The organism is Anoxybacillus suryakundensis (assembly GCF_001418025.1).
GTDB lineage: Bacteria > Bacillota > Bacilli > Bacillales > Anoxybacillaceae > Anoxybacillus > Anoxybacillus tengchongensis.
Window position 1 is genome coordinate 128,806 of sequence record NZ_LIOK01000007.1, and the last position, 19,562, is coordinate 148,367.

Consider the following 19,562-nt stretch of genomic DNA (forward strand, 5'->3'; position numbering starts at 1 on the left):
CTACTTTTATTATGTTATTCAACAATGCGAGCATCAGAAAGAGGCCAATAGACGACCGACGTTTTGCCTACGACTTTTTCCATCGGAATAAATCCAATATGGCGACTATCTTTACTATACCGACGATTATCCCCAAGCACAAATAAATGACCTTCTGGAACCGTTTTTTGTCCCCATAGTTCTTCGAGTGTAAACGACTCCGTTAATGGGCCATCAAACAGTTGTTTTTTCTCCTCATCTAAGTAAGGTTCTTTGTAAGGCTTTCCGTTGACGTATAACGTATCGTTTTTATATTCGATCCGATCGCCTGGCAACCCAATGACGCGTTTAATATAATCTTTTCCTTCTTCGGCGTGAAACACAATAATATCAAATCGTTCTGGTTCGCCAATTTTGTATGCCATTTTATTAACGATCATCCGGTCTTGGTTATGTAACGTCGGCATCATCGACTCCCCTTCAACGATAATCGGGGCAAAAATAAAGTAGCGAATGCCTCCTGCTAACGCTACGGCAATCAAAATTGCTTTCAACCATTCAAACCATTCGTTTTTTTGTTTTTCCATCCTTCTCCCACCTATATGATACATGTTGAAAAAGGAGCTTGATGATCAAGCTCCTCGCAATCATTTCGTTTGTTAGATGATTTCTTTGATGCGTGCTGCTTTACCGCGGAGTTGACGCAAGTAATACAATTTCGCGCGACGAACTTTACCGCGACGAACAACTTCTAATTTAGCAATCTTCGGCGTGTGTAATGGGAATGTACGCTCAACACCTACACCGTAAGATACTTTACGAACTGTAAATGTTTCGCTAATTCCACCACCACGACGCTTGATAACCACGCCCTCAAATACTTGGATACGTTCACGGTTTCCTTCAACAACTTTCACGTGAACGCGCACTGTGTCACCAGGGCGGAATTCAGGAAGATCGTTACGTAGTTGTTCTTTTGTAATTTCTTGAATTAAATGATGCATCATCTTCATCTCCTTCCAACAGATGCTCATGCCTATGTTTATCGTTCATAGCAGCGGAACATCGTTTTACGTGCGACGTAAGTCACAACGTTTATACTAGCATAAAGATGTACCGGATGCAAGAGTTACCGCTTATTTTTTTCCCATTGTTCAATCCATTTTTTTTGTTGTTCCGTTAGTTCATACGTCTCCAGCAAGTCTGGCCGGCGCAGCCATGTGCGGCGCAACGATTCTTTTTGACGCCACTCTTCAATTAAACGGTGATTACCTGAAAGAAGAACATCTGGTACTTTCATGCCACGAAAATCGGCAGGGCGTGTATAATGTGGATGCTCAAGCAAGCCAGAGCTATACGAATCGTGTACGGGCGAATGTTCATTGCCAAGCACACCAGGAAGCAGACGAACAACGCTGTCGATGACGACCATCGCTGCGAGTTCTCCGCCTGTTAAGACATAATCTCCAATGGAAATTTCGTCTGTGACAAGATGCTCACGAATGCGCTCGTCGTAGCCTTCATAATGTCCGCAAATAAAAATGATATGCTGTTCTTTAGCAAGTTCCTCTGCTTTTTTTTGCGTGTAACGTTCACCTTGTGGACAAAGTAAAATAATGCGCGGACGATGGTCGCTTTGTTTCGTTAAATGATCGACAGCATCGAAAATCGGTTGCGGTTTTAATACCATGCCTGCGCCCCCGCCGTAAGGATAGTCGTCTACCGTTTGATGTTTATTATCGGCAAATTCACGAAAATTGACGAGTTGAAACGTGACCGCTCCTTTTTCTTGTGCGCGCTTTAAAATTGACTCGTTGAACACACCAGTAAACATTGTTGGAAATAAGGTGAGCACATCAATTTTCATTCGTCAAGCAGTCCTTCCATCACATGAATCGTAATCGTTTTGTTTTCTACATCGACTTGTTTGACGACATCTGCAATGTATGGGATTAACACATCCCCACCTTTTTTTCGTTTGACGACCCATACGTCATTAGCGCCTGGTGTTAGGATTTCTTTTACTTCGCCAATCGTTTCACCATCTTCGGTCACGACTGTACAACCGATAATTTCGTGAAAATAATATTCTCCTTCGTTAAGCGGTTGTAATTGGGTTTCTGGTACTTTAATGATTGCCCCTTTAAACTGTTCGACTAAGTTAATGTTGTCGTATCCTTCAAACGTTAATAAATCAAACGTCTTATGAACCCGATGGCTCGCCACTTTGACTTCAATTGGCGGCTTGTTTTCCATAAAAATATATAGCACATTTCCGACTTTATACCGCTCTTCTGCAAAATCTGTGCGTGAAATGACGCGCACTTCACCGCGAATGCCATGCGTATTGACAATTTTTCCGACATGAAACCATTTCACAACGATCACTCCTCGCGTATATCGACAACGATTCCATCTTCAATAACAATCGTTTTTTGAGGCGTCCAACGCGCACCGATATGAATGTCGATGATCGCCTCTACCTCTCGTTCTTTTATTTCGCTCCCTATCGGTAATATGCGCAATTGTTCGAGCAGGAAATCAAGTTCCGCTATTTTTTGACGGCGAACTTGCATTTCTCGTTCAAACTTTTCTTTAATTTGTTTCGATGGAAAGGATGTTTGCTTTTCCATTCGTTTTTGTTCAAAGATGAGCTGTTCACATTGTTGTTCAAGTTGCTGTTTTTGTTTTGTAAATTGTTGCATAAGTTGTTGCTTGCTTTTTTCTGTCAATCGTTGCTTCACTTCAATCGTTTGAATGATTTTCATGGCGCACCGCCTTTCTGAACGAAAAAAGGGGAGGTGTCTCCCTCTCCCTTACTCTTCGATGCGTACGTCTATTCGCTTCTTCGACTCATTTGCTGCTTGAACAACGGTGCGAATGGCTTGAATCATTCGCCCGTTTTTTCCGATCACTTTTCCAACGTCTTCTTGGTGAAGCGCAATCGCATATGTGATCGACTGTTGTTGTTCCGTTTCGCGAATGACGACGCATTCCGGATGATCGACAAGTGACCGAACAATTGTCTCAAGCAACGTCTTCATATATTACTTTCCGTACTTTAAGTTGTGGAATTTTTCTAAAATTCCTTGTTTTGAAAGCAAGTTGCGCACCGTGTCAGATGGTTTTGCACCGTTTTGCAACCATTTTAATGCAAGTTCTTCGTTAATTTTAATTTCTGCAGGCTCTGTTAACGGATTGTATGTGCCGATTGTTTCGATGAAACGACCGTCACGTGGAGAACGAGAGTCTGCAACAACGATACGATAGAATGGTGATTTTTTTGCACCCATACGTTTTAAACGAATTTTTACTGCCATGATCATAGCACCTCCGAAAATATTTCACACAAGATAGTATATTAGCAATAAACGTTTTGTTTGTAAAGTGTTTTTTCTTAACACCGTTATTTTGTTTACATGAACGGGAAGCGGAATCCTTTCTTTTTCCCTTTTGGCATTGTTGTCATCATTTTCATCATTTTTTTCATTTCGTCAAACTGTTTTAACAACCGATTGACGTCTTGAACTGTCGTTCCGCTTCCTTTGGCAATTCGCTTTTTGCGACTTGAGTTAATGATGTCTGGATTCATTTTTTCTTCTTTTGTCATCGAACGAATGATCGCTTCAACGCGGCTAATTTGTTTTTCGTCAATTTGTAAGTTGTTTAAGCCTTTTACTTTGTTTGCACCCGGAAGCATTTTTAAAATTTCATCGAGCGGGCCGAGTTTACGCACTTGCCCAAGCTGTTCTAAAAAGTCGTCAAGTGTAAATGATGCGGTGCGCATTTTTTGCTCGAGCTCTTTTGCTTTTTCTTCATCGACGGCCGCTTGCGCTTTCTCGATGAGCGTCAACACATCGCCCATCCCTAAAATACGCGATGCCATCCGCTCCGGATGAAACGGCTCAAGCGCATCGAGTTTTTCGCCCATACCGACAAATTTAATTGGCGTGTTCGTGACTGCTTTAATCGATAATGCTGCTCCGCCGCGCGTATCACCGTCGAGTTTTGTCAAAATGACGCCCGTTAGCCCAAGCTGTTCGTTAAAGCTTTGCGCGACGTTGACCGCATCTTGTCCTGTCATCGCATCGACGACGAGGAAAATTTCATCGGGTTTCGTCACTTCTTTGATTTGTTTTAATTCGTCCATGAGCGCTTCGTCAATGTGCAATCGCCCTGCGGTATCGATTAATACGTAATCATGATGTTCTTCTTTTGCTTTTGCGATTGCTTGCTTAGCAATTTCAATCGGGCTCACTTGATCGCCAAGCGAAAACACAGGAATGTTCAGCTGTTTGCCTAACGTCTCAAGCTGCTTGATCGCTGCTGGGCGATAAATGTCAGCTGCGACGAGCAACGGTTTACGGTTATGTTTTTTGCGCAATAAGTTTGCTAATTTCCCCGTCGTTGTCGTTTTCCCTGCCCCTTGCAAACCGACCATCATAACGACCGTTGGCGGACGGCTCGCTACGGCAATTTTGCTGTTTTCTCCCCCCATCAGCTCCGTCAATTCTTCTTTCACGACTTTAATGACTTGCTGTCCTGGGGTTAAGCTTTTCATTACCTCTTGTCCGATAGCTCGCTCGCTTACTTTTTTTACAAAGTCTTTGACGACTTTAAAATTGACATCCGCTTCTAATAGCGCTAGCCGCACTTCGCGCATCATTTCCTTTACATCGGCTTCCGTGACTTTGCCTTTGCCACGAATTTTATTCATGACATGTTGCAGACGGTCGGCCAATCCTTCAAATGCCATCGTTACCGCCCCCTACTCTAATTTCTCCAACTCCACAACGATCCTCATCAACTCTTCATCGTTCGGATAGCGTTCGGCTATATGCGCTTTTAATCGATGTAATAGCTTGTGCCGTTGCTGAAACTTTTGAAAGAGCAATAGCTTTTGCTCATAATCTTCTAGCATCGCTTCCGTTCGTTTAATGTTATCATATACAGCTTGACGACTCACTTCGTACTCTTCGGCAATTTCACCGAGGGAGTAATCGTCTAAGTAATAAAGGGACATATAGTTCCGTTGCTTCGGCGTCAACAACGATTGATAAAAATCGTATAAATAGTTCATTCTCGTTGTTTTTTCTAGCATGAAACTCCCCCCTGTTAAGTGAAACGCCTTTACATGACTTTAGTGTATATGTTTTAGCCGATGCTGTCAAGTCATTCTCCTTGCGTCTCTTCTCGTTCCATAAACGTTGAAAATAATCCGTACACGAATTGTTCAGCGTTAAACGGCTCTAAGTCGTCCATTTTTTCTCCTAAACCAACAAACTTCACCGGAATGTTTAACTCATGGCGGATCGCTAACACAATGCCACCTTTGGCTGTTCCATCTAATTTCGTGAGCACAATGCCGGTAACGTTCGTTGCTTCTTTAAACGTTTTCGCCTGGCTCATCGCATTTTGTCCTGTCGTTGCATCTAACACAAGCAACACTTCATGCGGTGCGCCCGGCACTTCCCGTTCAATGACGCGCTTCACTTTTTCTAGCTCTTTCATTAAATTCACTTTATTTTGTAAGCGCCCAGCAGTGTCGCACAATAAAATGTCAACGTTTCGTGATTTTGCTGCTTGAATGGCATCGTACATGACCGCAGCAGGATCTGAGCCTGCCGATTGTTTAATCACTTCGACGCCAACGCGCTCGCCCCATACTTCAAGCTGTTCAATCGCACCGGCACGGAACGTATCGCCTGCAGCAAGCATCACTTTTTTTCCTTCGTTTTTTAATTTGTATGCCAACTTTCCAATTGTCGTTGTTTTTCCGACACCGTTGACACCGACGAATAAAATGACCGTTAAACCGTTTGGCTGAATGTTTAGTTCTGTCGTTTCGTCCCCGCTTGCTTGATATATGTCAATGAGTTTTTCGGAAATGACGCTATACATTTCTTTTGGATCTTGAATGTTGCGGCGTTTTACTTCCATTTTCAACTCATCAATAAAATCCATCACCGTTGCAACACCGACGTCTGAAGCAATTAAAATTTCTTCTAGCTCTTCAAAAAACTCGTCGTCCACTTTCCGATAACGAGCGATTAAATCATTTACTTTTCCAGCGAATGAGTCGCGCGTTTTTTCTAAGCCGCGCTTAAACTTTTCCGTTACGGTATCCGCTTGTTTTGCAATTTTTTCTTTTAATTTTTTAAAAAAGCTCATCGTTTTTCATCCTTTCCTTTCAGCTGCTTCTTCGAGTCGAACGGAAACAAGTTTCGATACACCTGATTGTTGCATCGTTACTCCGTATAGTACATCCGCTTCTTCCATCGTTCCTTTTCGATGCGTAATGACGATAAATTGCGTTTCGCTGCTAAATTTTTTCAAATATTTCGCATATCGTTGCACGTTTGCTTCATCGAGTGCGGCTTCTACTTCATCGAGCACGCAAAACGGAACAGGGCGAACGTTTAAAATAGCAAATAAAAGAGCAATCGCCGTCAACGCCCGCTCACCGCCTGATAATAAGCTTAAATGTTGTAGTTTTTTTCCTGGCGGTTGGGCAACAATATCGACGCCGGTATGAAGCAAGTCGCTCGGATCCGTCAGTTGCAAATCCGCCTTGCCTCCTCCAAACAATTCGACGAACACACGAGCAAATTGAGCGCGAATTTGTTCAAACGTCGTCGCAAATCTTCGTTTCATTTCATCGTCCATTTCGTCAATGACTTGATACAATGTATCTTTCGCTCGCTGTAAATCTTCTTTTTGTTCCGTTAAAAAGCGATGACGCTCTGACACTCGTTCATATTCCTCAATCGCTCCAAGGTTGACCGTTCCAAGCTCGTCGATGGCGAGTTGAATGAGTTTTACTTTTTTCCGCGCTTCTTGCGCTGGAATTGTTAGTGGAAACGCTTCTTTTGCAGCTTCAAATGACAATTTATATTCTTCGCGAAGTTTGTTTAGCAGGTGATCAAGCTCCATATCAAAGCGAGCGAGCTTCACTTCTTCGTCTTTTAACGTATCGGTTAGTTGTTTATGTTGACGTTTCAATTCTTTTATTTCTTTTTCGAACTGTTCAAGCTTCGTTTGATAGTCTAGTCGCTGTTCACGTCGGCTTGCGATGAGCTGAATCGTTTCTTCTTTTTGCTTCATTTTTTCTTCGCATATTCGTTCGAGTTGTTGCTCATCTTCCGTTTGTTCATTCATATGATAGAGAAGTTGGTTGCGCTCATGCTCCATTTGTGCACGAGTTCGCTTTGTTTCTTCCCATTCTTCGATGAGTCGGCGCACGTGTTGCTCTTCGTTTCTCACATGTTCTTGCTTTTCGGCGAGCGCCACTTTCAAAGCGGTAAGCTGTTCTTGCATTTGTTCTTTCGATTGTTGCTCGATTTGTTTTTTCTCTGTCCATTGCTTGACTTGTTCGTCAATGTCGGCAATTTTTTGCTCGAGCGTCTCAAGCAATTGCACAACATGATGAAGGCGAGCAGTAAGCTCTTGCTTTTCTTCTTCAAGCGTTTGTCGTTCATAACGATATACAGCGAGTCGCTCGTCCATATGCTTTTTGTGAAGATCGAGTTCCATCCATGCGCTTTTTTCTTCTTGTAGCGCCATACGGCTCGCTTCTAGTTCGGTATAAAGCGCTGTTCGTTTTTGCTCAGCCTTTGCAATCGCTTCTTTTTCGCGTTGCACGAGCTGTTCAAGCTCTAGCGTTTTTCGCTCAGCATCGCGCCAGTTTGCTATCACTTCTTCTAGCTCACGGGCACGACTTAATAACGAACTTGTCTGTTTATTTACCGTTCCCCCCGTCATCGCTCCACCAGGATTCACAACGTCTCCTTCAAGCGTGACGAGACGGTAACGATATTGCAATTGGCGTGCAAGCTCATTTGCCCCTTTTAAATCGCGTGTAATAATGACCGTTCCAAGAATGTTTGTCATAATTTGTTCGTACGTTGCGTCATATGAAATTAAATCGGAAGCGACACCCACGTAAGCTGGATGTTTGGCAATGTCCGCACGCACCGATGAAGGAAGCGTTTTTCGTTGAATGACGTTGAGCGGCAAAAATGTCGCCCGCCCATATTTATTTTGCTTTAAAAATTGAATGGCTGCGCGAGCGCTTTGTTCATTTTCCACAACAATATGTTGCGCAGCTCCTCCAAGCGCTACTTCGATCGCTGTCTCTAGCTCTGAAGGCACCGTCATCAGCTCAACGACTGCTCCATGAATGCCTAAGAGGCGATCTTTCGCTTTTAACACTTCTTTTACGCCTTGGAAAAATCCGGCGTACTCTTGTTGCATCGCTTCAAGCATTTCTTTTTTTGATTTTATTTTTTGTACATATTGATATGCTTCGTATAACGTTACTTCTTTTTTGCGATATTGTTCTTTTCGCATCGTTAATTGGTGTTCTTCTGCTTGAAGCGTTTGTTCTTGCTTATTGATGCGCTCTTGTAGTTTTTGAATGAGTTGTTGTTTTTGCTCCCATTGTTCGACGATGTGCTCGTATGCTTGAATATGTTCATCGTTTGCAGCGATGAGTTGCCGTTGTTTTTCTTCGTTTTTTTGTAGCTGTGTCTCGATATGCATCCGTTCATTTTTTAACGTCGCTTGCTCATGAACGAGATCAATATATTCGCTTTTTAATCGCTCAATTTCCGCCTCCGCTTTTGGACCGTAAGCGGAAAGGACATTATTTTGTTCTTTTAATTGTGTTTGAAGCATCCGCACATCTGTTTGAAGCTGTTGAAGCAACTTCTTTTTTTCGGCAATCGTCGCTTCCAGTATGCGTTCGCGCTCAGCAAGTTGCGCGATCGTCTGTTCGATTTGTTGTTGTTGCTTATGAGCATTGTTTTTTCGCTCTTTTAATAATTGTTTTTTCCCTTCCATTTTTTCGAGCCCTTCACTCACAAGCAATAACACTTGTTGTAAGCCGTCAATCGATTCATCAAGCGCTGTCAGTTCATGGCGCAACTGAGCGATATGTGCTTCTTCTTTCTGTAACGTTGTCGCTAGTTCCATCTCGTTTTGTTCATGTAAAGCGAGTTGTGCTTTAAGCGCTTCCCACTTTTCATGTAGCTGTTCAATTTCATAGACGATTAAGCCGACTTCATACGTCTGTAATTGTTCTTTTTTCTCAATATATTCTTTCGCAATCGACGCTTGTTGTTTCAACGGCTCAAGCTGTTGGTTTAATTCATGTAAAATATCTTGCACGCGCTGCAAATGATCTTCTGTTTCACTCAGCTTGTGTTCAGCCTTTTTTTTCCTCATTTTATATTTTAACACACCTGCCGCATCTTCAAAAATCATGCGCCGATCTTCTGCTTTACTACTTAAAATTTCTTCTACTTTTCCTTGGCTAATGATTGAGAAAGCTTCGCGTCCGACACCTGAATCCATAAACAAATCGACAATATCTTTTAAGCGACAAGGTTGCTTGTTAATAAAAAATTCACTATCGCCTGAGCGATAGACGCGTCTTGTGACGCTTACTTCTTCGTATTCGAGCGGCAAAAATTGATCGCTATTGTCGAGCGTTAGCGTCACTTCAGCGACATTTAACGGTTTTCGCGATTCACTTCCTGAGAAGATGACGTCTTCCATTTTTGCTCCGCGAAGCGACTTCGCCGATTGTTCCCCGAGCACCCAACGAATCGCATCTGTAATGTTGCTTTTCCCGCTTCCGTTCGGACCGACAATTGCCGTCATACCCGGAACAAAGTCGATAGAAATGCGATCTGCAAAAGATTTAAATCCGATAGCTTCTAAACGTTTGAGGAACACATATATCCCCCTTTATCTAAAGATGTGACAGTAAACAAGGCTGTCCTTTCGCACCGGATCAGCCTTGTTGTAATTGTTTTAGCTTAGCTAATGCCATTTGTGCGGCGCGTTGCTCTGCCTCTTTTTTCGAGCGCCCGACTCCAATGCCAAGCTCTTCGCCATTTAACGATACGCGCGATACGAATTCTTTATTATGGGCAGGACCTTTTTCTTGTAAAATTTTATATTCTAAAACTCCGCTGCCATCACGTTGTACAAGTTCTTGCAGTTGACTTTTGTAATCCATCACATGAGAAAAAGCACCTTGGCGAATTTTCGGGAACATCGTTTTCTCTAAAAATTGTACGACTGCTTCAATCCCTTGATCTAAATAAAGTGCCCCGATAAACGCTTCAAACACGTCCGCTAACAACGACGGACGCATGCGCCCTCCTGTTAGCTCTTCTCCTTTTCCGAGCAAGACGAGATCGCCAAACGATAACGCATGAGCGAACGTAACGAGCGATGGTTCACAAACAATCGCTGCGCGCAATTTCGTTAGCTCCCCTTCGCTCATTTGTGGAAACTGTTCAAATAAATATTGAGAAACGGTCAATTCAAGAACAGCATCTCCTAAAAATTCAAGGCGCTCATTATCTTCATGTAGCCGCTTCCGATGCTCATTCACATATGATGAATGGGTAAATGCTTGAATAAGCAATTTCTCATTGCGAAAAAAAATGCCGATTTGTTCTTGAAACTGTTTAAATTTCACGTACGGTCGTTGCTTCGACATGCATATGAACCCCCAACTATAAACGTAAAAAGCATAGAAAGCCCCGCTTACAAAACGGGACTTTACTTATTATGATAGACGGCTTTTTATGTAGTTTACTGCGTCACCGACAGTAACAATTTTCTCCGCCTCTTCATCTGAAATTTCCATATCAAATTCATCTTCTAATTCCATAACAAGCTCAACGACATCAAGCGAATCTGCTCCTAAATCTTCTTTAAATGAAGATTCAAGCGTTACTTGTGACTCCTCAACACCAAGGCGATCAACAATAATTTTCGTTACACGCTCGAACACATCTGCCATTTTATTCACCTCCCCTCAAGTCATTATACTGAATTATATCAGAAAATAAAACGAATTTTTACATGACCATGCCGCCATCAACATGAATCGTTTGCCCTGTCATATAGCTTGCCCCATCTGAGACGAGAAACGCTACGACATGCGCAATATCTTGTGGATTTCCAAAGCGAGCGAGCGGAATTTGTTGCAGCATCGCTTGGCGCACATCTTCGCTTAATTGATCGGTCATATCTGTCGTAATAAATCCAGGCGCAACGGCATTTACCGTAATGTTTCGGCTCGCAAGCTCTTTTGCGGCTGTTTTTGTTAGCCCGATGACACCTGCTTTTGCAGCAACATAGTTTGCTTGCCCAGGATTACCGCTTACGCCGACAATGGACGCCACGTTTACAATTCGACCGTATCGTTGTTTCATCATTGGACGCGTCACCGCTTTTGTACATAAAAAGACACCTTTTAAGTTCGTATTAATGACCGCATCCCATTCTTCTTCTTTCATGCGCATAAGCAAGTTGTCGCGCGTAATGCCTGCATTGTTAACTAAAATATCGACGCGCCCCCAACGCTCAAGCACTTCTTTCACCATGCGCTCGACCGCTTCGCTGTTTGCGACATCCGCCTGTACAGCGAACGCTTCGCCACCATGCTCGACAATTTGAGCGACAACTTCATTTGCTTTCGTTTCACTTCCCGCATAATTGACCGCTACTTTTGCGCCAAGACGAGCGAGATGCAAAGCAATTTCGCGCCCAATGCCACGTGACGCTCCTGTCACAATCGCTACTTTTCCTTCCATCTTTATTCCCCTTTCACCGCAGCCACCGTCGCTATAAACGAAGCTTCATCAAAAATCGAATAGACGTTGACATGACGGTTTATTTTTTTCACAAGACCGCTTAATACTTTTCCAGGACCGATTTCAATAAACGTATCTACACCTAAATCAATCATCGTTTGTATAGATTGCTCCCAACGAACTGGCGAATACAATTGTTCAACGAGACGATGTTTGATTTCCGTCGGATCTGTCATCGGCTCAGCCGTCACGTTCGAAATGACAGGCACTTTACTTAGTTGAAACGACAATGTGTTAAGCACCGCTGAAAACTGTTGTGCTGCTGGCTTCATTAAAACGGAATGAAACGGCCCGCTTACTTCAAGTGGAATGATCCGCTTCGCCTCTTTTTCTTTTGCAAGTTGCGATGCTCGCTCGACCGCTTCTTTTGCCCCTGAAATGACAATTTGTCCCGGACAGTTTAAGTTTGCTAATTGAACAGGTGATGATTCCGTTGATACTTCATCGACAACTTGTTGCAATAACGCTTCATCCATACCAAGCACCGCAGCCATCGTTCCTTGTCCTGACGGCACTGCCTTTTCCATCAATTCTCCGCGCTTGCGTACCGCATATACAGCGTCGGAAAACGACAACACAGATGCCGCAACGAGCGCGCTATATTCTCCGAGACTATGTCCTGCGACATAATGTGGAGCAATCCCTGCTTCTTTTACTTTTTGCAAAAATGCGATGCTTGTCGTTAATAATGCCGGTTGGGCATTTTCAGTTTTTGTTAATATGTCTTGTGGACCTTCAAAAATGAGCTGTGACAAAGAAATTTGCAATCGTTCATCCGCTTGGCGAAAAACAGCAGCTACTGCTTCATCTTTTTCCGCCCATTCTTTCCCCATGCCGACCGTTTGTGAACCTTGTCCTGGAAAAATAAATGCGATTTTCCCCATCATGCCACCTCTTATTGTTTTATTTCAGCTACGGATTGTTTCACCGTTTGTACAACGTCATTGGCAACCATTTCGCGCGCTTGGCGTACCGCATGAAAAATAGCGTGAGCATCGGATGAGCCATGTGCTTTAATGACTGGTGCTCGTAAACCGAACAGTGCTGCACCACCATATTCTGCATAATCCATTTTTTTCTTCAATTGCATAAGCTGTGGTTTCAATGCAAGCGCCGCCATTTTGCTAACGACATTGCTTGTCAATGCTGATTTTAACATTGAGAAAACAGCGATTGCCGTTCCTTCGATCGTTTTTAGCGCGACGTTGCCGGTAAACCCGTCAGTAACAACGACATCCGCTACTCCTTCTAATAAGTCGCGCGCTTCCACGTTTCCGACAAAGTTTAACGACGTCTGTTGTATGAGTTGAAACGCCTTTTTTGCTAATTCATTTCCTTTTTGATCCTCTGTTCCGACATTTAATAAACCGATGCGTGGGCGACTAATGCCACGCACTTTTTCAGCGTATGCCGCACCCATGAGCGCATATTGCAATAAATGTTCTGGACGAGCATCAACGTTTGCTCCAACATCTAACAATACAAATCCTTTTCCATCAATCGTTGGCAACGTCGGCGCAAGCGCAGGACGATCAATGCCATCAATACGGCCGACGATAAACAACCCTGCAGCCATTAAAGCGCCCGTATTCCCTGCAGAAATGCACGCATCTGCACGTCCTTCACTTACTTCGTTTGCCATTAATACCATGGACGCCTCTTTTTTGCGGCGAACAGCACGGACTGGCTCATCTGTTGCTTCAATCACTTGTTCGGTATGAATAATGGATAGTCGTTCATCATTTGTTATGTACGGGCGAATGAGCGTCTCATTCCCGACAAGCGTAATTTCGATATCTGGAAAGTGCTCAATCGCCTTTTGTGCACCGATCACGACTTCTTTCGGTGCGTGATCGCCTCCCATGGCATCGATCGCGATTTTCATCTTTCTTCTCCGTCCTTTTTAACAACGTTTGAGCGATACATATGAAATTCTCCTTGAAAAACAAGTTCTTGTCCTACGTAACTATTTACTTCGACGACGGTGCGCCCATTTTCGTTTAAATTTTTCACTTTCGCTTTGGCGACGACGCGCTCGCCTTCTTTGACAGGGCGCATAAAACGAATGTTCGCCTTTGCCGTTAATGCGAGTTCATCATCAATAACTGCTACAGCGAGCGAATTCGCTTGGGCAAATAAATGATGCCCTCGTGCAATTTGATTACGTTTAAATACATGTTCTTGTTTGACATCAAAAATCGAAATCGCACTTTCATCTAATTGCATATCAATAATTTCCCCGATGACTTCTTCAATAGGCAACGACTTTACTTCGTCAGCGAATGTGCGTTCAGCGACATGTTTAATGCGCTCGCGCAACTCCGGAATCGATAGTTCTAGGCGATCGAGGCGGATCGTTTGAATGCTGACTGAAAATTTTTCGGCAAGCTGTTCATCCGTAATAAAAGGATTTTCTTCAATCGTTGCTTGCAGTAATCGTTGCCGTTCTCGTTTATTTCTTCTCATGTTCGATCCACCATCCGAATTATTACTAGGTACTAATAGTAGTATATAACACCCAAAGTGACATTTCAACAACTTTTAATCTAATTTTTCGCCGTTTAAAACGCCCGATTGTTGTAAATGTTCACGAAGTAGCGCATATGTTTCATGGCGCCAAAACGAAGGCGAAGTAATGAGGCGCGCTGCATCTTGTCGCGCCACTTCTAAAATGCGATAATCGTGAACAAGATCGCCAAGGCGAAACTCAGGCATGCCGCTTTGCTTCGTTCCGAAAAAGTCGCCCGGTCCACGCAGCTCTAAATCTTTTTCAGACAATACAAAGCCGTCGTTTGTTTCTGTCATAATGCGCATTCGCTCTTTTCCGGTTTCTGATTTTGGATCGGCGACTAAAATACAGTACGACTGCGCTTGTCCGCGCCCAACGCGCCCGCGCAACTGGTGAAGTTGGGCAAGACCGAAACGATCCGCATCGTAAATCACCATGACCGTTGCATTTGGAACGTTTACGCCGACCTCAACAACCGTTGTAGAAACTAAAATATGGATGTCGTTTGCGCTAAAGGCGCGCATCACTTCTTCTTTTTCTTCTGAAGATAAACGACCGTGCATCAATCCAATGCGATAACGTCCTTTATAATAGTGCGTCAGCATCGCATGCACATCAATGGCGTTTTGAACATCAAGTTTTTCTGATTCTTCAATGAGCGGGCAAATGATGTATGCTTGATGACCTGCATCGACTTGTTTAGCAATAAATTGAAATACACGTTCAAGCATATCATGTTTTACCCAATATGTTTCAATTTTTTTTCTTCCTTTTGGCATTTCATCAATGACGGACACGTCCATTTCTCCAAAGGCCGTAATCGCAAGCGTGCGTGGAATAGGTGTCGCCGTCATAAATAATACATCGGGTGATTGGCCTTTTTCACGTAAAATACGTCTCTGTTCGACACCAAAACGATGTTGTTCATCTGTGATGACAACACCAAGTTTCGCAAAATTGACATCGTCTTGAATGAGCGCGTGCGTACCGACAACAATGTGAACGTCGCCTGCTGCGAGTTTTTCGAGTAGCTGTTTACGCCTTTTTCCTTTTACCGAACTCGTCAACAGTTCGACACGAATGCCCATCGGTGCAAGTAGCGAACAAAGTGATTCAGCATGTTGCTCAGCTAAAATTTCTGTCGGTACCATTAACGCTCCTTGATACCCTGATAAATACACTGCGTATAATACAATAGCAGCAACGACTGTTTTTCCCGAACCGACATCGCCTTGTAATAGGCGATTCATGCGGTATGGTGATTTTAAATCTTGCACAATTTCACGCACAACGCGCTGTTGGGCGTTCGTTAACGGAAAAGGAAGCGACTGAATAAAAGTATGAAGCTGCTCATCGGAAAAGTGATGCGCAATGCCCGGTGACTGTTCGCGACGATATTTTTTCAACGCTTGCATTTTTAATTGAAAAAGTAAAAACTCTTCATAAACGAGACGACGCCGCGCTTGTTTCAGTTGCTCGTGCGAAAGCGGCATATGAATAGCTCGTATCGCATCACGTTTTGATATGAGCCGATATGTTTGCAGCAACTCGTTCGGCAACGGGTCGACAATCGCATCACCGTATTGTTGCAAAGCGAGCGCAATAAAACGTCGCATACCTTTCACCGTGACATCGCCACGCGTTGAATAAACCGGTTCAATTTCTTTTTGCTGTTTCATTTCCCCGGTGTGCAGTTGTTGCACTGTGATCGTTTGTCGATGTTTATCCCACTTGCCTGTAATCGTTACCGTTTCGTGTAAAGCAAGCTTCTTTTTCAAATACGGTTGGTTAAAACAAACGGCGGTCACTAAAAACCGGTCCACAAGTACACGAAACGTTAAACGTGACTTTTTTCGGCTATAGTACGTCAGCACAGGCTCGCTATATACTTTGCCAACAATCGTTATTTTTTCATCGTGCTTTGCTTCTTCTAATGAACACATGCGATAGTCTTCATAACGAAAAGGGAAATGATATAACAGTTGTTCAATTGTATGAATTCCCATCTCATAAAGCGTAGCCGCCGTCTCTTCTCCAATTCCTTTAATCGCTGTGACTGTTTGTTGTAGTACGTCACTCACGTTTCTCATTCGGCTTGCCGAAAATGCTCGCTTCTAATTTACGAGCGGTCGGCGTCGCCGCTAACCCTCCTTGTGCTGTTTCTTTTAATGCAATAGGCATCGTTTGACCGATGCGGAACATCGCTTCAATGACTTCATCGCACGGAATGCGACTTTGTATCCCAGCAAGTGCCATATCAGCAGCAATCATCGCATTTGCTGCTCCGATCGCATTTCGTTTCACACACGGTACTTCCACTAACCCTGCAACGGGGTCACAGACGAGCCCAAGCATATTTTTTAAGGCGATCGCCATCGCTTCTGCCGCTTGTCTTGGTGTACCACCAGCCATTTCGACAAGCGCCGCCGCTGCCATGCCTGCTGCTGAGCCGACTTCCGCCTGACAACCTCCTGCCGCCCCGGAAATCGATGCGTTGTTTGCAACAACGAATCCGAACGCACCAGCTGTAAATAAAAACTCAACCATTTGTTCACGCGTCGGCTTCAGTTTTTCTTTCACTGCAAATAACGTACCTGGGACGACACCAGCCGATCCTGCTGTCGGGGTAGCACAAATCATTCCCATCGCCGCGTTCACTTCGTTCGTCGCCATCGCTTTGCTGACGGCATCTAAAATCGTTTCTCCCGATAAAAATTGACCGCGTGCAATATATTGTTGTAAAAGAGGCGCATCGCCGCCCGTTAACCCGGAATGCGAACGAACGCCTGCTAATCCGCGTATGACGGCTTGTTCCATCACTTGTAAGTTTTTCTCCATTTGCGCAACGATATCCTCTCGACTGCGCTCGGTCACTTCCATTTCTTGGCGAATCATCACTTCAGCAATTTTTATTTGTTCCCGTTCCGCTCGTTCCACAAGTTCTGCTACATTTCGAAACATCGTTATCTCCCCTTTGCACCGCGCTTACTCGACAATTTTTGTTACGTCAATGATATGTGGTAGCGCTTTTAATTGTTCGACAATCGCATCGTCAATATTTTGATCGACTTCAATCGTCATTAACGCTTGTTTTCCTTTTTCTTTCCGCGAGACTTCCATGTGACCGATGTTGATAGCATATTTCGCTAACACGTTAGCGACCCCTGCGATCGCTCCATAACGATCGTTATGCATAATTAAAAGGGCAGGGTGATGACCAGAAAGCTTTAGTTCGAAACCGTTTAGCTCAATAATTTCAATTTTTCCACCGCCAATTGAAATGCCGACAAGCTCTAATTCGCCTTGTTCGTCGCCGAGACGAATTTTTGCGGTATTTGGGTGAGGCGGAATCGCTTCTTCTTCATGAAACGTGATGCGAATATCTTCTTGTTTGGCGATGTGTAACGATGTTTTCATTCGTTCATCAAACGTATCAAAATTTAATAAGCCGCCAACGATGGCAACATCTGTCCCGTGTCCTTTGTACGTCTCAGCGAATGAACCGTAAAAGAAAATATCGGCCCATGCTGGCTTTCTCCCAAATAAATTGCGCGCTACTTTGCCAATGCGTACCGCTCCTGCCGTATGCGAACTTGACGGACCGATCATAATCGGACCGATAATGTCAAATACACTGCGATATTTCACGTTTTGTTCTCCCCTTTGTCATCTTCATGAAAAAGAAGGGGAACACTCCCCTTCTTTCATCATATGTGAATGATAGCGATCTCGCTTTATTCAATCGCAAAAATAAATGGATATAGCGGTTGGCCACCTTGATGCGTTTCTACTTCGACATGCGGGAATTGTTGTTCGACAAATTGAACGACGTGTGCGAGTTGTTCTTCTGTCGCATCTTCTCCAAAGAGAATCGTTAAAATCTCATCTTCCTCGCTAACCATATGTGTAAGTAACGTTTCAACGACATACGTAAGCTCTTTGTCGGATACGACAATTTTTCCATCGGCAATTCCCATATAATCATCTTTTTCGATTTCGACACCATCAATATTTGTATCGCGTACAGCAAACGTCACTTGTCCTGTTTTTACGCGAGCAAGCGCCTCCGTCATCGCTTTCTCATTGTCTTCTTTTGTCGCAGAAGGGTTAAAGGAAAGCAGAGCAGTCATGCCTTGTGGTACTGTTTTTGATGGAATGACGACCACATCACATGAAGCGACAGAAGCAGCTTGTTGAGCTGCTAAAATAATATTTTTATTGTTTGGCAAAACAAATACCGTTTGGGCATTTACTTCCTCAATTGCCTTCACGATGTCTTCTGTGCTTGGATTCATCGTTTGTCCACCTTCGATGACCGCATGAGCACCGATGCTTGTAAATAATTCGGCAATGCCGTCCCCCATCGCCACCGCAACGATGCCGTATGGGATGCGCTCTTGTTTTTTCGGCGGCTGCATCTCTTGGTGAACGATATTTGCATGCTGTTCACGCATGTTTTCGATTTTAATGTTAATTAAACTCCCGTAGCGTTGTGCGTATGTGAGCACTTCACCTGGTTGCTCCGCATGAATGTGTACTTTCACTAATTCGTCATCTGCAATGACAAGGAGCGAATCACCGAAGCGGCTTAAATCTTGACGAAATGCATCTTCATGAAACGGATGTTTCGCTACTTTATCTTGCTCAAATTTCACCATAAATTCTGTACAATATCCAAATTCAATATCATCTGCACTTAGATGACTTTGAACGTTGCGATGATGTTCTGTGCGGACGAGCTGTTCCATTGACAATGCTTCTGTTTCTGCAATCGTTTCACCTTTTAAAGCAGCTAAAAATCCTTCATATACAAATACGAGGCCTTGTCCACCGCTGTCGACGACACCTACTTCTTTTAAAACAGGAAGTAAATCAGGCGTCCGCTTCAACGATGCTTTTGCTTCTTTTAACACTTCCGTCATCACAACGACGATATCCGTTTCTTTTTTCGCCACAGCTACTGCGCGCTTTGCTGCGTCTTTTGCAACGGTTAAAATTGTGCCTTCAACTGGCTTCATGACCGCTTTATATGCCGTTTGTACACCCGCTTCAAGCGCCGCCGCAAACTCTTTGCTGTTAATTTCGCTTTTTTGTTCAATCGCTTTCGCAAATCCACGGAATAATTGCGATAAAATGACGCCTGAATTTCCGCGCGCGCCCATTAATAATCCCTTCGCTAGCGCACCTGCCACTTTTCCGATATGGTCAGATACGTGATTTTTTACTTCTTTCGCACCAGACGTCATCGACAAATTCATGTTCGTTCCTGTATCCCCATCTGGAACGGGAAACACGTTTAATGCATCTACTGTTTTTGCATTGTTCGCTAAATGTGTCGCGCCTTGCAACACCATTTGTGCAAAGCGTTTCCCATCTAATGTTGTCATTGTCACAGACTA

The 19,562-nt window shown here is 43.7% G+C and carries 21 protein-coding genes; all 21 read right to left on the reverse strand.

All coding sequences use genetic code 11. The annotated features are described in order from the left end of the window. Positions 1-14: 14 nt before the first annotated feature. Entirely contained in the window at positions 15-566 is a 552-nt protein-coding gene (gene lepB / locus ASC42_RS07090; protein ID WP_055441159.1) for a signal peptidase I, read from the reverse strand. Between the two features lie 72 nt (positions 567-638). Further along, positions 639-983, reverse strand: coding sequence for a 50S ribosomal protein L19 (gene rplS, locus ASC42_RS07095; RefSeq protein WP_003394943.1), 345 nt, complete (start codon positions 981-983; stop codon positions 639-641). A 125-nt stretch (positions 984-1,108) separates the two neighbouring features. Next, entirely contained in the window at positions 1,109-1,846 is a 738-nt protein-coding gene (gene trmD / locus ASC42_RS07100) for a tRNA (guanosine(37)-N1)-methyltransferase TrmD (protein WP_055441160.1), read from the reverse strand. Continuing rightward, positions 1,843-2,364, reverse strand: a complete 522-nt coding sequence (gene rimM, locus ASC42_RS07105) for a ribosome maturation factor RimM (RefSeq protein WP_280790527.1) — start codon at positions 2,362-2,364, stop codon at positions 1,843-1,845. Before rimM ends, trmD begins: the two co-directional genes overlap by 4 nt. After that, positions 2,364-2,747, reverse strand: a complete 384-nt coding sequence (locus tag ASC42_RS07110) for a YlqD family protein (protein WP_055441162.1) — start codon at positions 2,745-2,747, stop codon at positions 2,364-2,366. Before ASC42_RS07110 ends, rimM begins: the two co-directional genes overlap by 1 nt. 48 nt (positions 2,748-2,795) lie before the next feature. Next, positions 2,796-3,023, reverse strand: coding sequence for a KH domain-containing protein (locus ASC42_RS07115; RefSeq protein WP_032099744.1), 228 nt, complete (start codon positions 3,021-3,023; stop codon positions 2,796-2,798). 3 nt (positions 3,024-3,026) lie between these two features. Continuing rightward, positions 3,027-3,299: a 30S ribosomal protein S16 gene (gene rpsP / locus ASC42_RS07120; RefSeq protein WP_004891099.1), complete on the reverse strand. Its 273-nt coding sequence runs from the start codon at positions 3,297-3,299 to the stop codon at positions 3,027-3,029. Positions 3,300-3,394: 95 nt separating this feature from the next. Next, the gene (gene ffh / locus ASC42_RS07125; RefSeq protein ID WP_055441163.1) at positions 3,395-4,735 is read right to left on the reverse strand and encodes a signal recognition particle protein; all 1,341 of its coding nucleotides are present in this window, start codon (positions 4,733-4,735) and stop codon (positions 3,395-3,397) included. Positions 4,736-4,747: 12 nt separating this feature from the next. After that, positions 4,748-5,080, reverse strand: a complete 333-nt coding sequence (locus tag ASC42_RS07130; protein ID WP_055441164.1) for a putative DNA-binding protein — start codon at positions 5,078-5,080, stop codon at positions 4,748-4,750. Positions 5,081-5,151: 71 nt separating this feature from the next. Further along, positions 5,152-6,150, reverse strand: a complete 999-nt coding sequence (gene ftsY, locus ASC42_RS07135; RefSeq protein WP_055441165.1) for a signal recognition particle-docking protein FtsY — start codon at positions 6,148-6,150, stop codon at positions 5,152-5,154. Positions 6,151-6,156: 6 nt separating this feature from the next. Next, positions 6,157-9,717: a chromosome segregation protein SMC gene (gene smc / locus ASC42_RS07140; RefSeq protein WP_055441166.1), complete on the reverse strand. Its 3,561-nt coding sequence runs from the start codon at positions 9,715-9,717 to the stop codon at positions 6,157-6,159. 58 nt (positions 9,718-9,775) lie between these two features. After that, the gene (gene rnc / locus ASC42_RS07145; RefSeq protein WP_032099748.1) at positions 9,776-10,492 is read right to left on the reverse strand and encodes a ribonuclease III; all 717 of its coding nucleotides are present in this window, start codon (positions 10,490-10,492) and stop codon (positions 9,776-9,778) included. Between the two features lie 69 nt (positions 10,493-10,561). Beyond that, on the reverse strand, positions 10,562-10,798 hold the full coding sequence (gene acpP / locus ASC42_RS07150) for an acyl carrier protein (RefSeq protein ID WP_055441167.1): 237 nt from the start codon (positions 10,796-10,798) through the stop codon (positions 10,562-10,564). 58 nt (positions 10,799-10,856) lie between these two features. Further along, positions 10,857-11,594, reverse strand: a complete 738-nt coding sequence (fabG, locus tag ASC42_RS07155) for a 3-oxoacyl-[acyl-carrier-protein] reductase (RefSeq protein WP_032099749.1) — start codon at positions 11,592-11,594, stop codon at positions 10,857-10,859. Between the two features lie 2 nt (positions 11,595-11,596). Further along, positions 11,597-12,538, reverse strand: a complete 942-nt coding sequence (fabD, locus tag ASC42_RS07160) for an ACP S-malonyltransferase (protein WP_055441168.1) — start codon at positions 12,536-12,538, stop codon at positions 11,597-11,599. Between the two features lie 11 nt (positions 12,539-12,549). Next, a complete protein-coding gene (gene plsX / locus ASC42_RS07165) occupies positions 12,550-13,539 on the reverse strand; it encodes a phosphate acyltransferase PlsX (RefSeq protein WP_055441169.1) in 990 nt (329 codons plus the stop codon). Then, positions 13,536-14,120, reverse strand: coding sequence for a transcription factor FapR (gene fapR, locus ASC42_RS07170; protein WP_055441170.1), 585 nt, complete (start codon positions 14,118-14,120; stop codon positions 13,536-13,538). The genes plsX and fapR overlap by 4 nt, the downstream gene beginning before the upstream one ends. A gap of 75 nt (positions 14,121-14,195) precedes the next feature. Continuing rightward, complete coding sequence (gene recG, locus ASC42_RS07175) at positions 14,196-16,244, reverse strand: ATP-dependent DNA helicase RecG (RefSeq protein WP_055441171.1); 2,049 nt, start codon at positions 16,242-16,244, stop codon at positions 14,196-14,198. Further along, positions 16,237-17,124 carry an L-serine ammonia-lyase, iron-sulfur-dependent, subunit alpha gene (gene sdaAA, locus ASC42_RS07180; RefSeq protein WP_055441172.1) on the reverse strand — a complete coding sequence of 296 codons (888 nt, stop codon included), beginning with the start codon at positions 17,122-17,124 and terminating at the stop codon, positions 16,237-16,239. The genes recG and sdaAA overlap by 8 nt, the downstream gene beginning before the upstream one ends. A 24-nt stretch (positions 17,125-17,148) precedes the next feature. Next, the gene (gene sdaAB / locus ASC42_RS07185) at positions 17,149-17,811 is read right to left on the reverse strand and encodes an L-serine ammonia-lyase, iron-sulfur-dependent subunit beta (protein WP_055441173.1); all 663 of its coding nucleotides are present in this window, start codon (positions 17,809-17,811) and stop codon (positions 17,149-17,151) included. Positions 17,812-17,897: 86 nt separating this feature from the next. Next, the gene (locus tag ASC42_RS07190) at positions 17,898-19,556 is read right to left on the reverse strand and encodes a DAK2 domain-containing protein (protein WP_055441174.1); all 1,659 of its coding nucleotides are present in this window, start codon (positions 19,554-19,556) and stop codon (positions 17,898-17,900) included. Positions 19,557-19,562: the final 6 nt, after the last annotated feature.